The following is a 14,795-nucleotide window of genomic DNA, read 5'->3' on the forward strand; positions in this document are numbered from 1 at the left end:
GGTTTATCCATGTTTAGCAAGCTTTGGAACAAAAAACATACCAGATTTGCATGTATATTTGCTATGGGGTTGATTGTTGCATTATTTACGTTCGCCCCTTACATCTATCGTTTTTTCTCACAAGGCATTGTGTTTAGTGGTTCAGGCGATGGTTATAGACAAATGATGCCATTTCAAATGTATTTATATGAACATTTTACAAAATTCAAAAGTTTCTATGACCATTCATTTGGTTTAGGTGGTGACTATGTTAAAGGGTTATCTTACTATTACGCTACATCACCCTTTACCTTAATTAATTTCATAATCATTTGGTTATGCGATTTTGTCTTTAAAATTAATCCACATCACATTGAATTTTGGGCATATAATCAGTTGATTGTTTCGTATTTTAAAGCTGCAATTACATTTGTTTGTGCGTTTTATTTTTTTAGATACTTAAAATTTAAATTTAATCATACATTAGTTGCTGCCTTTTTATATGCAGCTTCTACAGTTGTCATTCACTTTAATTTCACTTGGTCATATTATGGAGATTTATTAATTTTTTTACCCTTATCATTATTAGCAATTGAAAGATTCTTTAAAGAAAAGAAAATAGGTTTATTTATTATTGCAATTAGCCTAACGTTATTTTCTAATTTTTACTTTAGTTATTATGAAGCAATCATTTTAATGAGTTATTATATTTATCGATGTCTATTTCCACATCCTTTAGATAAAGTGACCATCAAACAAAAGCTATGGATTATACCAATTGCAGTAATACTTAGCACTTTAGTAGGTATATGGGGATTTTATACTGGTGTTTCATCATTTCTTGCTAATGACCGAGTCAGTAACCCATATTTTAAAATACCTCTATTTACTGATTTTGCACGACAAAAACATTTTTTCTCATATGGTTTTTACATAACTGTATCACTACTTGCACTTATAGCATTGTTATCATTCAAATTATATAAGCATTATTATTATAGGTTATTTGCAATCGCGACTTGGATTATGTTGTTAGGTTCATTAACACCCTACTTTGACAGTATGTTCAATGGATTCTCAACACCAGAACGTCGTTGGATTTATATTTTCGCACTAACAACCGCAGGATTAATTGCCTTATTTATCCGTTATCTGAATGAAGTAACATTTAAATCTTTCGTTACCTCTAGCATTGTACCGTTGCTGATAATGACGACTAGCTTATATTTCAAACAAAATTTACATATCACTTGGATGTTGATATGTTTAATATTAATTGTACTAATCGCTATACTTTTAAAGTATAGACATTTACTACACAACAAGTATAGTTTTTGGATAATTGCCATATTATTAGTAATTCAGCAAGCTGTTATCTTAACTAACGATCATCATAATAATGTTAAAAGTTATGAATCAACCTTGGACGCCATGTCTGCATCTAAATACAAGAGTCCTACCTTAACTAAAAAAATAAATAAAATTAATAAAAATCACCAAGATGATCCACTTAGTAGAATAGATTATATGTCTAAATATGGATTAAATTCACCTATGTTATACCACTATAATGGTATCTCACTATACTCAAGTATCTTTGATGGATCAATATTGAACTACTATGATAAAACGATGCAAATTAATATGCCTATAGATAAAAACAGTACTTACCGTTTATTGTCCAACCGAGCAAATTTAATGGCACTTTGGAACGTTAACGATCGCATACGTCGTCCTAATGATTTAAACATTCCGTATGGGTTTAAGATACAAGATACAATTTACCATTCGAAAAATGAGCCTTTTATTCATTCAACAAATCAGATTAACTATCCAAGTGCACATTTCACTGATAAAATCTATCGCAATTCAGAGCTAAAGACACCCATCGACAAGGAACACGCTATGTTAAATGGAGTCGTGTTCTCAGATTCTAATCAAAAAGCAAACAGTCATATTACACCAAGTAAAAACCTATTGCCAGAAACAACTCATAATTTACGGAATGCCTATCGAAGTGGACATAATAAAATAACTGTCACTGAAAATAATGGCGGTATGACATACCAATTTCCAAAAGAAATCAGCGACAAATATCAAGATATGTATTTAGAAATGGATGTAGAACTATTAACACCAAGCAAAAGACATTATGTAGGTGTAAATGAATATGCACAACAACGTAACGAACTAAACTATAAATATCGTCGCTTTGTAACACCTGTAACTATGCGAGTTAAAGCCGATCAAGACTTGAAAATAAGAATGCCTAAAGGTACATATCGACTCAATGTAAAGGGCATATATGGTGAAGATTATCGTACCTTAAAGCGTGCGACGCGTTCATTAGATAAAGTGGCTGTAAAACAAACACGAAACGGCTACACGATACGACATAACACAAATAAAGATGGATATGTAGTACTACCTATTGCATATAGTAAAGGCATGCAGGCCAAATCAGGATCACAAGCGTTACCAGTCAAAAAAGGTAATGGGATTATGACCGTTATACCAGTTAATAAAGGTCAATCAACTATTAAATTAACCTATACGCCTCCACACACAATCCTATTAATAATACTTAGTATACTTGGCATTATACTTAGCATCATTTTTACTAAAATAGTATCAAAATTGAAATAAACATTTTTTGATAATTATATCGAAACAGATTAAGAGATACTTTATATTTTTTATTTAACAGACATCATCATGTAATTTAGTGCTTTTGCTTAAATTACATGATGATGTCTTTGATTTTATAGTATTTTAGCGAGACGCAGTGGAAGAACAGGTCAAATTGAAAACTATAGGCGTAATCTGCTCCCTAGGTGAACAAACTGACCATACAAAGTATTAAATAAAAATAGAGGAATCTTATACAATAACTTGTACAAGATTCCTCTATATTTTCAAGTGATACCCAATTTGGCACACCTTTTTTATTTCTTATTTGCTGATTAACGAATTTCTTTAATTCTAGCAGCTTTACCACGTAATTCACGTAAGTAGTATAATTTAGCACGACGTACTTTACCGCGACGTTTAACTTCGATTTTTTCAATCTTTGGAGTGTGTAATGGGAATGTACGTTCCACACCAACACCTGAAGAAATTTTACGTACAGTGAAAGTTTCTGAGATACCTCCACCACGGCGCTTAATTACAACACCTTCGAATACTTGGATACGCTCACGAGTACCTTCAATGATACGTACGTGTACACGTAAAGTGTCACCTGGACGGAACGTTGGTAAATCTGTGCGTAATTGTGATTGTGTTACTGCTTCGATTAATTTGTGATTACTCATTATTTATTCTCTCCTTCAACCTATGTTCTTGCCTCGACAAAATATAGCAGCGGATCATAGTGATTTTTCGTGTATTGCACACTTAAAATATATTAGCATATCGCTAATCATTTTTCAATTGCTTTTTATATCTTTCAATAATCTCGCGGTCTTTATCTGTTAACTGATAGCTTTCAAGTAAATCCGGTCGTTTTTCGTAGGTTCTAATTAGTTTTTGTTCATGACGCCACGCATCAATATGCGCATGATTTCCAGAAACTAACACGTCAGGTACGCCTAATCCTTTATAGTCTCGAGGTCGTGTGTATTGTGGAAACTCTAATAAGCCATCTTGAAATGAATCATCCTCATGTGATTGTTGATTTCCTAACACGCCTGGTATCAATCGTACAATAGCATCAGTCATGACCATTGCTGGCAATTCACCACCAGTAAGCACATAGTCACCCATAGAAATTTCATCCGTCACTAAATGTTGCCGTATACGTTCATCATACCCTTCATAGTGACCACAAATAAATACAAGATGCTCCGCTTCGCTTAATTCTTGCGCGATATCTTGGTTAAACGGACGACCTTGAGGACACATTAAAATCACACGTGTGTCTGGGGTCTTATCAATACTTTCCATTGCATTGAATACAGGTTCAGGTTTCAATACCATGCCTTGACCACCACCAAATGGATAGTCATCAACTTGACCATGTTTATTTTCAGCAAAATTTCTAAAGTTTACAGTATTTACCTGTAACACTGATTTCTCTTGAGCACGTTTTAAAATCGAATGACTCAAAACGCCCTCAAACATTTCTGGAAAAAGTGTTAAAAAATCTATTTTCATTAATCTAACAATCCTTCCATTGGTGTTATTGTGATACTTCTACCTTCCACATCGACATCTTTAACCACATCAGCAATATACGGAATAAGATATTCTTTATTACCTTTAACAACCCAAACATCGTTAGCACCAGTTTCAAATATTTCTGTCACACGTCCAATTGCAGTTCCTTCATCATCAAATACAGTACAACCTATTATATCTGAATAGAAATATTCATGTTCGGCTAATTCTATCTCATCATGATCACGTTCTTGTAATAATGTTGCACCCTTTAAATATTCTATATCATTAATATTATTAATTCCTTCAAACTTAAGCATATGCAAGCCTTTATGCATTCTGTGGCTACTAATCTTAAACGTTTCTGCTTCTTTACCCTCAGCTTGAATTATTACAGATTCTCCCGGTTGGAATCGAGTATCTGTAAAATCAGAATGTGATTTAATCTTAATTTCACCTTTAACACCATGTGTGTTTACAAATTTACCAATTTCAACTTTCATTATTTTTCCTCCGTCATCATTACAACTATCTTCATAGGTAATGAAACTAAATAAAATTCGTAATCCATTATAACATGGATTGAGATAGCTGTAATACGTTATCGTATAGAAGTAGTGTTTACTAAAATAAATAAAAATTATTCAAGTAACTCGAACAACTAATACAGTATTTCTTATTAGCAAGCCGCTAATTTCAGGCAATAAGTATTTTATTTCTAAGCTTAATATTACGGCTTAAATCACCCTATTTACCGTTTAGCCTTCAAATTCAATATTGACCAATAAAAAAAGATGATTTCTACTTTAGATAAAAGTAAAAATCATCTTCTAGACTATGTTATAACCTTCTAGTTCTAACATATTTAAAATAAATCAATACGTTCGATTTATTATTATTTTTGTTCGTCGAATTTTTTCAAGATACCTTCTCTTGATAAGATGTTACGTACAGTATCAGTTGGTTTTGCACCTTGTGATAACCATTTTAATGCTAATTCTTCGTCGATTTTAACTTCTGGTGCATTTACATTGTTAGGGTTGTAAGTACCGATTTGTTCGATGTTACGACCGTCACGTGGCGCACGAGCATCAGCTGCTACAATACGATAGAATGGATTTCTTTTTGAACCTAAACGTGTTAAACGTAATTTAACTGCCATTTATATTCTCTCCTTTATGTTCTTAATATTTTTATTTTCTACAAGAAATAATATTAACAGTTCTGTAGTACTTTGTAAAGAGTTTTTTCTTTACCAATATTGAATCTATATTTTTAAACTGTGACTTTTAGTCAATCACCTGATTTGTATTTAAATTTAAACTTTTGCACAACTTGACATGCTTTATTAAAAGCTATACATTGAAGTTAAATTAAATAACGCATGCACTAGGGGTGTTTTTTAAAACTGAGATGAGCAAAACTCAAACCCTTCGAACCTGATCTAGCTAAGACTAGCGTAGGAAAGTGTTACCAATATGATAATGAAACTGATAGTCTTTTTTGACGTATTCATATACTTTTTGATACACAACTTTCCTAGAGAGGGTTGTGTATTTTTTTATTTAATAAATCAATGATGAGGTGAATATATGACTAAAACAATTTTAATCACAGGTAGTAGCAGAGGGTTAGGTGCAACGATAGCAAGAACATTAGCTACACAAGGTCATAATGTAATTATAAATTATTTTAAAAGTAAAGACTTAGCTAAACAACTCGTACGTGAAATTGGTGAATCACAGGCTATCGCTTTACCAGCAGATATTACTGATAGAAACCAAGTTGATGAAATGATTGCACATGCAACAGAACATTTTGGGCAAATAGATGCGGTGGTAAATAATGCGCTTGTAGGATTTAAATTTGACCCCACAGCACAAAAAGCATTTATAGATTTAAGTTGGGATGACTATCAACAACAACTCGACGGCACGTTAAAAGGAGCATTCAATGTGACTCAAGCAGTCATTAAACAATTTATCACAAGAGAAACAGGAACAATTGTTTCGATTGGTACAAACCTTTATCAAAATCCAGTCGTACCCTACCATGAATATACCACTGCAAAAGCAGGTTTAATAGGATTCACACGAAATATCGCCGCTGAATTAGGTCAATATGGTATTAATGCAAATGTTGTATCTGGCGGTTTACTAAAGACGACTGACGCAAGTGCAGTGACGACACAAGAAGTATTTGATCTTATTGCTCAAACCACGCCATTAAGACAAGTCACATCACCTCAAGATGTAGCAAATATGGTAAGCTACCTCATTTCTGATCAAGCTAAAGGGATAACCGGTCAGAACTTTACAGTTGATGGTGGATTAACAATGAATTAAGAAATGGAGGATGAATCATCTTATGACACAAACTCGTCAACTTAACATCGGTGTACTAATTTATGGATGCGGTCATCATCAAGCGGCTTGGCGTATGAGCAATTCAAGTGTTGAACGTATAGGAGATATCTCGTATTATCAATCATTAGCTCAAATTACAGAACGTGGATTATTTGATGCGATATTTTTTGCAGATAATCAATCTTTTCCAGCACAATCACCAAGTGATATGCCCGCATTTTGGTTTGACCCTTTGGTCAATTTAGCTGCAATAGCCCAAGTTACGCAACACGTTGGCTTAGTTGCAACGATTTCCAGTACCTTTGCTAATCCATATACAGCAGCTAGACAACTCTTAAGTATTGATCATATGAGTAACGGACGTGCAGGTTGGAACTTAGTAACATCTATGACTGATTTAGAAGCAGCAAACCACAGTATGGAGCGTCTACCAGATCATGATACGCGCTATGAAAAAGCAGACGAATTCGCTCAAGTCATGAATCTGTTGTTAGATTCGTGGACAACGGCAGATTTCTTACATAATAAAGCAGAAAATACTTTAATCAACGCTGATGCAATTCAGCCAATTCATTTTAAAGGTCATTATTTCGATGTCCAAGGACCACTAACAACACCTGGAAGTCCTCAAGGCAAACCCATTGCAATGCAAGCTGGTGCCTCAGATCAAGGTATCACGCTAGCAACTAAGTATGCAGATGCTGTCTATGCAGTCGCTTGGAACCTAAAGCAAGCTACAGCATTTCGCCAAAAATTAAATAACAAATTAACATCGGTTGGAAAACCAACGAACAGCTTAAAGGTGTATCCAGGTTTAGTTACCTATGTCGGAGAAACTTATGCTGAAGCTTACGCCAAAAAACGTCAATTGGACGAGTCCTTAGCCATTGATACAGCATTAAATCAATTAAAGTTCTTTATTCGCCAAGATTGTCATAGTTGGGATTTAGACGAACCTATTCCACCATTACCACCTGTAGAGAACTTTACAGGACCCAAAGGTCGTTACCAAACTGTACTAGAAATTATCAATGATAAAAATCCTACACTGCGTGAATTATTGGGTTACCTTAGCGCTGGTGGCGGACATTTAACGTTGATAGGTACACCTACTCAAATCGTTGACGAAATGGAAAGATGGTTTAATGCTGGTGTTGCAGACGGTTTTAACTTAATGCCACCGGTGTTCCCTAATAGTTTAGAAGATTTCGTTGATTATATCGTACCTGAATTACAAAAACGAGGACTTTATCGCATTGAATATGAAGGGACTACATTTAGAGAAAATCTTGGACTTTTGTAAAAATATTTCTGTAACTTTAACACATTGAAATACAATGCATTCAATTAGTATAATTAACTATGATTACATGTAGTAGCATTACAATAACAAGTGTACTATTGTTCTTGATAACCATTGGTTTATTACTCACATTAATAGTAATAATTCCATAGATAAATCAGCAATATGAATACAAAACATAAATAAAAAACCCCTTCAAAGTTATCAAATCATTGATTACCTTGAAGGGATTTCTCTTTTTCAAATTAATAGTAATATTGCAGAATTAGGTTAGTGGATTCAACTATCATCAAGCACTAACATTGTTTATCGCACTTTATTGATTGTTAAACGGTTAAATATCTTCTAGGACTAAACTACTAAGCAAATTGAATTAGAATGGTAAGTTCATACCATTTAACATATTCTCCATTTGCTTACGTTTACCTTTTTTACCTTTTCCGCCACCAGAAAATTGTTTCATCATTTTCTTCATATCATTAAATTGTTTCATCAATCTGTTCACTTCTTGTACTGAACGTCCTGAACCTTTAGCAATACGTTTCTTACGTGATACATTTAAACTATCTGGATCATTACGTTCAGCCGGTGTCATAGATTGAATAATCGCTTTAATATGGTCGATCTGTTTCTCATCCATATTTAAGTTATTGATACCTTTCATCTTGTTCATTCCAGGAATCATTTTCATAATATCATCAAGCGGACCCAGGTTTTTGACTTGGTCTAATTGTTCCAAGAAATCCTCAAGCGTAAATGATGAAGTGCGCATTTTCTTCTCAAGATCCTTAGCTTTATCAGCATCGACATCTTGTTGAGCCTTTTCAATTAAACTTAGCACATCACCCATACCAAGTATTCTTGAAGCCATTCTTTCCGGATGGAATGGTTCCAATCCATCTAATTTTTCACTCATACCCACAAATTTAATAGGTTTTTGAGTTACAGAACGAATTGAGAGTGCTGCCCCACCACGTGTATCACCATCTAATTTAGTCAGTGTTACGCCTGTTAATTCAAGTTGCTCATCAAATGATTGCGCTACATTTACTGCGTCTTGACCTGTCATGGCATCCACAACTAACATAATTTCATTCGGTTTCGTAATTTCTTTAACATCTGTTAATTCTTGCATTAACGCTTCATCAACGTGTAAACGTCCAGCTGTATCAATAATTACAAAATCCAAATGCTCTGCTTTAGCATGTTGAATTGCATTTTCGACAATTTGTTGTGGTTTAACTTGATCTCCTTCACTATAAACAGGAATATCAATTTGCTTACCAACGGTTTGCAATTGGTCAATTGCTGCAGGTCTATAGATATCAGCTGCTACGAGCAATGGTTTTTTATTATATTTCTTTCGCATTAATAACGCTAACTTACCAGCTGTAGTTGTTTTCCCTGCACCTTGTAAACCTACCATCATAACTACTGTTGGTGGTTTATTTGCCATTGTTATCGTTGAGTTTTCCCCACCCATCAATTGAGTCAGTTCCTCTTGTACGATTTTGATTACTTGTTGACCAGGTGTTAATGACTTCATTACATCTGATCCTAAAGCTCTATCTGATACAGTTTTGATAAATTCCTTAACAACTTTAAAGTTAACATCGGCTTCTAATAACGCCAATCGCACTTCTCGCATCATAACCTTAATATCGGCTTCAGTTACTTTACCTTTGCCTCGAATCTTTTGCATTGTGTCTTGCAAGCGATCGGATAATCCTTCAAATGCCATATCAAATACCCTCCTTTTTGCTTTATATTAATTTATGCTTATTCTAAATCTTCCAAAGCTTGTATATATTGTTTAATCTTCTCAGAATCATTTACATTTAATTTCATCTGTTCGTATATTTCTTGTCTTAATTCAAAATTTTTATATAAACCTAACTTTGTCTCATAATCTTCAACTAGGTCGCCAGTTCTTCTAATATTATCATACACTGCTTGTCGACTCACATCAAACGTATCAGCAATTTCACTCAACGAATAATCTTGCAAATAAAATAATTCGAGATAATTGCGTTGTTTCTTTGTTAATAGTGCTTGATAAAAATCAAACAAGTAATTCATTCTAATCGTTTTAATTAAATCATTATTTTGGCTCATCTGATCGACCTTCTACTGAACCAGTGTTAAGTTGATCAGACGTCAACTCACTATCCCCATCTTCAGACACTTCTACATTTTGTTCAATCATATCTGCAAATAAACCGTAAACATAACTTTCTGGGTTAAATGGTTGTAAATCATCTAATTTTTCACCTAATCCAACATATTTAACAGGTATGTGGAGCTCATTTCTAATCGCTAATACAATACCACCTTTAGCAGTTCCGTCAAGTTTCGTTAGCACAATACCTGTCACGTTTGTAACTTCTTTGAATGATTTAGCTTGTGAAAGTGCGTTTTGACCTGTCGTTGCATCTAAGCACAACAAGACTTCATGAGGAGCATCAGGTACTGCACGACCAATGACACGTTTAACTTTTTCAAGCTCATTCATTAGGTTGGATTTATTTTGTAAACGTCCAGCTGTATCACAGATTAAGATATCGACACCCTTACTTTTGGCTGCATTAATTGCATCATACATCACTGCAGCAGGATCTGAACCTTCACTTTGGCTCGTCACTTCTACACCAACACGCTCTCCCCAAACCTTAAGTTGCTCTATTGCACCTGCTCTAAACGTATCACCTGCGGCAAGCATTACCTTTTTACCTTCAGCTTGATATCGATGTGCTAATTTACCAATTGTTGTTGTTTTACCAACACCATTGACACCAACCATTAAGATGACATTCAATCTACCATCTTCTAGATTCATGACTTCTGAATGTTCATCGTCTTGATGATAAATTTCAACAATTTTTTCAACAATAACTTCACGTAAATCTTCAGTCTCAGTGATATTTCTACGCTTTGCTTCATCGCGTAATTCTTCAACTAATTGCATTACAGTATTAAATCCGACATCTGCCGTAATTAACATTTCTTCTAATGCTTCAAAGAAGTCTTCATCTACTTTACGGTAACGCGCGATTAAGTTGTTAAGTTGGGCTTGGAAATTTTCACGAGATTTTTCTAAACCAGCTCTAAACTTAGCACCTAATTGCTGTGCTTCTATTTCTTCAAAGTCTTCAATCGAAATCAAACCATCTTCATCAAAGTCTGCTTCTTTTAACTTTTTCGGTTTCTTCTTTTCCTTTTGCTCAACTTGTTCAGCAACCTCTGAATCTTCTTGAGGCTGTCCGTCTGATTCTAATTGTTCTAATTCTTCTTGTTGCTTTGGTTCTTCACTTGAACCCGAAAATTTATCCTTTAATCGTTTGAAAAAGCTCATGCTTGTTCCTCCTCCATGACTTTATCTATCGTATTTAAATTCACGCTTACCAATTTAGAAACACCTGATTCTTGCATTGTAACACCATATAAGCAATCTGAATATTCCATCGTTCCTTTTCTATGCGTTATAACTATAAACTGTGTTTGATCTGATAAGTCTTTCAAATATTGCGCATAGCGAATAACGTTTGCCTCATCCAAAGCTGCTTCTACTTCATCTAATATTACAAATGGCGCTGAGCGTACTTGTAAGATAGCGAATAATAAGGCAATTGCACTTAGAGCACGTTCTCCACCACTAAGTAACGAGAGATGTTGTAATTTTTTACCAGGTGGCTGTACGATTATATCTACACCTGCAGTTAAATAATCATCATCTGTCAGACGCAATTCTGCTTGGCCGCCACCAAATAATGACTTGAAGACCTCAGCAAAATAACCTTGTACTGCATGGAATGTTTCTTTAAAGCGGTCTTTAACTTCCTGGTCCATCTCTTCTATTATTTGTTCTAGTGTCGTTTTAGCTGCTCTTAAATCTGTACGTTGCTCGTTTAAGAAGGTATATCTAGAGTTTATTTCTTCAAATTGTTCAATTGCATTTAAATTGACTGGTCCAAGTTCCTCAATTGACATTTTAGTTAGTTTCACCTTTTTACGAAGCGCTTCAATATCATCATCTAATTCATATAGTTCACTCGCACGTTCGTAAGTTAAATGGTATGTTTCGCTTAAATGATCAATCGCATGATTAATAAGGACATCTAAACGTGACTGTTCAGATTTAATATCTTGATACCTGTTTTCTATCGATAAAATATCTTGGTTTGCTTCACTCAATTTTTGATCAGTTGTTTCAATTGTTTCATTTAACTCCAAACGTTTTTGCTTTAATGTTTCAAGTTGTTCAGTTAATTGTGCTTTGGTTTCTTTACTGTCTGTAATTTTTGTTTGAATATTGTTAAATGCCGTTTCACCTGTAACTTCATCTGAATTAAACAATTCGATTTGTTCGTCTAAACGTTGTTGTTGCTCTGAAACTTGTTGTAGTTGTTGTTTTAATTTAGCATCCGTTTGCTTTTGCGTGTTTAAACGCTCTTTGACAACGGCTAAATCTGATTTCTTTTGATGTAATTGTTGTTGTATTTGATTTGAGCTTTCCTTTCCTTCTTTGGAAAGTTTTGTAAAAACATTTATATCATTTTCTAGTTTACCTAATACATCTTTGATTTCTTGCAAACGCTGTTTTTTATCGTTTAAGGTTTGCTTACTCGTCTCACTTTGATAACCATCGTTTTTCTCAAATTCAAATTCCTCATGTTCATCTTTTAAGTGCGCTTCATTTTTACGTAGTCTATCCAATTCTAATTCATAACTATGAACTTTTTGTTTAACAGTATTATATTGTTGACCTATATCAAAATATCGCTCACTGTGTTTATCTGAATCATCTTTAATTGCTTGATATTGTTGCTCAAATTCAACAGTTTGACGTTGATAATCTTCAAGTTGTGCGCGCATTGTAGCAAGTTCATCCTTTTGAGATAGGATACTTTTAGTCTTACGATCACCGCCACCAGTCATAGAACCACCTGGATTAACAATATCTCCATCTAATGTCACAATTCTCGTACGATAACGAATTGTTCTTGCTAAATCATTTGCATGTTTCAATTCTTTAACAATAATTGTATTGCCAAGTAAATTCTGGACAACATTTTGATAAGCATCACTAGTTGATACTGCTTGAGATGCTATATTGACAAATCCTTCAGCTTTTTGTGCTGCAGATAAAATTTCTTGGCTAAGTTGTCTCGGTTGAATGACATTTAACGGCAAGAAAGTCGCACGACCCAGTCCATGTTGCTTTAAATATTGAATTGCTTGTCGTCCATCCTTTTCAGTTTCTACAATGACATGTTGTAATGATGCACCTAATGCTGTTTCAATTGCCTTAGTTAAATCAGATGGTACTTGTACTACTTCCGCAACCGCACCATGAATACCAGAAAGTTTGTCCTTCTTCGCTTTTAAAATATGTTTTACACCATTGAAAAAGTAACTATAATCTTCTTGTTGTGTTGCCAAACTATCAATTCGAGATTTTAATTTTTCATTATAGCGATATGCTTGATGTAATTTGTCTTCATATGTTGTTTGTTGTTGTTTCAGTTGCGTCAATTTACGTTCACATTGAGCAGATTCAGTTTCTAATTCCTTTAATTCCTTTTGCGCACCTTTATATTGTTCTTCTACTGCATTTATTTCTGCTTGTATCGACTTTAATTGTTCAAATGCTTCAATTAATCTTGAATCTAACCTAGATTGTTTAGATTCATTTTCTTGAATTGTATGTTCTAAAAATCGAATATCATTGTTTACATCTGATTGTTCGGACATCAATTGATAATATTCGTCTTTAATTTGTTCTAGTTTTTCATCATGTTGTTCATCAGATACGTATAATTGTGATTCTAATAATTGTATCGTCTCGTTTAATTCCTTTTGTTGCGCTTTCAATTGACTCAGTTGTGTCTTGGCCTCATGTTGTTCTGCTTCTAGTTGTTCTTTCTGACTTTCTAAACTTGCTTGTTCTTCTTCAAAACGAGCATTCGTTTCTGATTGATTTTTTTTGCGTTCTTCAAGTAAATTGAGTTGGCCAGAATACTTTTCAACATCTTCTGTCGCTTTAACTAATTGATAATTTAGTGACTCCACTGTATCATCAAGCTGCTGTCTTTCAGATTTAAATTTATTTAAAGCATTAGTATGTTGTACTTTTTCAGCATCTTTTGCTTCTTGTTGACTTTTAAGTTGATTTAAATTGTCATCTAATTCATGAATATTTTTATTATAGTTTGCAATATCATGCACCGTTACAAGAACATCACTACGTTCCATTTCTTGAGAAAGATGCTTATATTCTTTAGCTATCGCCGCTTCTTCTCTTAATGGTTCAACTCTACCTTCTAAATCATATAAAATATCTTCCACTCTAGATAAATTGTCTTCAGTTTGATTTAGTTTCTGCATCGAAGCTGCTTTACGCTTTTTATATTTTAATACACCAGCAGACTCTTCTAATATTTGCCTTCTATCTACTGGCTTAGCATTTAATATTTCATCCACTCTACCTTGTGAGATAATACTAAACGCTTCTTTTCCTAATCCTGAGTCTAAAAATAAATCCGTAATATCCTTTAATCTAGCGCGGTCATTATTCAAATAATATTCACTTTCACCACTGCGGTACAATCTGCGCGTAACTACAACATCTGTGGCATCAATTTGTAATTTACCAGCACTATTATCAAGCTTCAATTTTACTTCCGCATAATTTTGAGCCTTTCGATGTTCAGCTCCTGAGAAAATGATATCTTCCATCTTCGCCCCGCGTAACGACTTTGCAGATTGCTCTCCTAGCACCCACTTAATCGCATCGGTGATATTACTTTTCCCACTACCGTTAGGCCCTACTATCGCTGTAACACCCTCATCAAATTGTACGTTTGTGTGTTCAGCAAACGACTTAAACCCAACAGCATCTATTGATTTCAAATATACCATGCTATTCTCCTTAAAAAATTACATTGCATTGATTAAATAAACAATGTATTGATTATTCCAAACTGCTTTAA

The 14,795-nt window shown here is 34.0% G+C and carries 11 protein-coding genes and 1 riboswitch; of the genes, 3 read left to right on the forward strand and 8 right to left on the reverse strand.

What is annotated here, in order from left to right:
• The first annotated feature begins 9 nt into the window (after nucleotides 1-9).
• A complete protein-coding gene (locus ACY191_RS10155) occupies nucleotides 10-2,625 on the forward strand; it encodes a YfhO family protein (protein ID WP_229367148.1) in 2,616 nt (871 codons plus the stop codon).
• A gap of 317 nt (nucleotides 2,626-2,942) precedes the next feature.
• On the opposite strand, the gene rplS is transcribed toward ACY191_RS10155, so the two are convergent.
• The 4 genes from rplS to rpsP form a co-directional block, all read right to left on the reverse strand.
• Entirely contained in the window at nucleotides 2,943-3,293 is a 351-nt protein-coding gene (gene rplS / locus ACY191_RS10160) for a 50S ribosomal protein L19 (RefSeq protein WP_042738870.1), read from the reverse strand.
• 103 nt (nucleotides 3,294-3,396) lie between these two features.
• A complete protein-coding gene (trmD, locus tag ACY191_RS10165; RefSeq protein WP_107513158.1) occupies nucleotides 3,397-4,134 on the reverse strand; it encodes a tRNA (guanosine(37)-N1)-methyltransferase TrmD in 738 nt (245 codons plus the stop codon).
• A complete protein-coding gene (rimM, locus tag ACY191_RS10170) occupies nucleotides 4,134-4,640 on the reverse strand; it encodes a ribosome maturation factor RimM (RefSeq protein ID WP_042738872.1) in 507 nt (168 codons plus the stop codon). Before rimM ends, trmD begins: the two co-directional genes overlap by 1 nt.
• Nucleotides 4,641-5,032: 392 nt before the next feature.
• Entirely contained in the window at nucleotides 5,033-5,299 is a 267-nt protein-coding gene (gene rpsP / locus ACY191_RS10175; protein ID WP_042738873.1) for a 30S ribosomal protein S16, read from the reverse strand.
• A gap of 219 nt (nucleotides 5,300-5,518) precedes the next feature.
• A riboswitch (TPP riboswitch) is annotated at nucleotides 5,519-5,620 on the forward strand.
• A 109-nt stretch (nucleotides 5,621-5,729) separates the two neighbouring features.
• On the opposite strand from rpsP, the gene ACY191_RS10180 reads away from it, so the two are divergent.
• On the forward strand, nucleotides 5,730-6,482 hold the full coding sequence (locus ACY191_RS10180) for a 3-oxoacyl-ACP reductase (RefSeq protein WP_229367147.1): 753 nt from the start codon (nucleotides 5,730-5,732) through the stop codon (nucleotides 6,480-6,482).
• Nucleotides 6,483-6,504: 22 nt separating this feature from the next.
• Nucleotides 6,505-7,806, forward strand: a complete 1,302-nt coding sequence (locus tag ACY191_RS10185) for an LLM class flavin-dependent oxidoreductase (protein ID WP_229367146.1) — start codon at nucleotides 6,505-6,507, stop codon at nucleotides 7,804-7,806.
• A 373-nt stretch (nucleotides 7,807-8,179) separates the two neighbouring features.
• Here the strand turns inward: ACY191_RS10185 and ffh are convergent, their stop codons facing one another.
• The 4 genes from ffh to smc are packed head-to-tail and all read right to left on the reverse strand — an operon-like array spanning nucleotide 8,180 to nucleotide 14,724.
• The gene (ffh, locus tag ACY191_RS10190; RefSeq protein WP_042738876.1) at nucleotides 8,180-9,547 is read right to left on the reverse strand and encodes a signal recognition particle protein; all 1,368 of its coding nucleotides are present in this window, start codon (nucleotides 9,545-9,547) and stop codon (nucleotides 8,180-8,182) included.
• Between the two features lie 38 nt (nucleotides 9,548-9,585).
• Complete coding sequence (locus tag ACY191_RS10195) at nucleotides 9,586-9,921, reverse strand: putative DNA-binding protein (RefSeq protein ID WP_042738877.1); 336 nt, start codon at nucleotides 9,919-9,921, stop codon at nucleotides 9,586-9,588.
• Entirely contained in the window at nucleotides 9,908-11,158 is a 1,251-nt protein-coding gene (ftsY, locus tag ACY191_RS10200; protein ID WP_042738878.1) for a signal recognition particle-docking protein FtsY, read from the reverse strand. The genes ACY191_RS10195 and ftsY overlap by 14 nt, the downstream gene beginning before the upstream one ends.
• Nucleotides 11,155-14,724, reverse strand: coding sequence for a chromosome segregation protein SMC (gene smc / locus ACY191_RS10205; protein ID WP_229367145.1), 3,570 nt, complete (start codon nucleotides 14,722-14,724; stop codon nucleotides 11,155-11,157). The genes ftsY and smc overlap by 4 nt, the downstream gene beginning before the upstream one ends.
• Nucleotides 14,725-14,795: the final 71 nt, after the last annotated feature.

It is taken from the genome of Staphylococcus sp. TCBT05, assembly GCF_055179755.1.

Bases quoted from the DNA above. Each gene is read 5' to 3' on its own strand.
- ACY191_RS10155 (WP_229367148.1), top strand. From the start codon at position 10: ATGTTTAGCAAGCTTTGGAACAAAAAACATACCAGATTTGCATGTATA.
- rplS (WP_042738870.1), bottom strand. From the start codon at position 3,293: ATGAGTAATCACAAATTAATCGAAGCAGTAACACAATCACAATTACGC.
- trmD (WP_107513158.1), bottom strand. From the start codon at position 4,134: ATGAAAATAGATTTTTTAACACTTTTTCCAGAAATGTTTGAGGGCGTT.
- rimM (WP_042738872.1), bottom strand. From the start codon at position 4,640: ATGAAAGTTGAAATTGGTAAATTTGTAAACACACATGGTGTTAAAGGT.
- rpsP (WP_042738873.1), bottom strand. From the start codon at position 5,299: ATGGCAGTTAAATTACGTTTAACACGTTTAGGTTCAAAAAGAAATCCA.
- ACY191_RS10180 (WP_229367147.1), top strand. From the start codon at position 5,730: ATGACTAAAACAATTTTAATCACAGGTAGTAGCAGAGGGTTAGGTGCA.
- ACY191_RS10185 (WP_229367146.1), top strand. From the start codon at position 6,505: ATGACACAAACTCGTCAACTTAACATCGGTGTACTAATTTATGGATGC.
- ffh (WP_042738876.1), bottom strand. From the start codon at position 9,547: ATGGCATTTGAAGGATTATCCGATCGCTTGCAAGACACAATGCAAAAG.
- ACY191_RS10195 (WP_042738877.1), bottom strand. From the start codon at position 9,921: ATGAGCCAAAATAATGATTTAATTAAAACGATTAGAATGAATTACTTG.
- ftsY (WP_042738878.1), bottom strand. From the start codon at position 11,158: ATGAGCTTTTTCAAACGATTAAAGGATAAATTTTCGGGTTCAAGTGAA.
- smc (WP_229367145.1), bottom strand. From the start codon at position 14,724: ATGGTATATTTGAAATCAATAGATGCTGTTGGGTTTAAGTCGTTTGCT.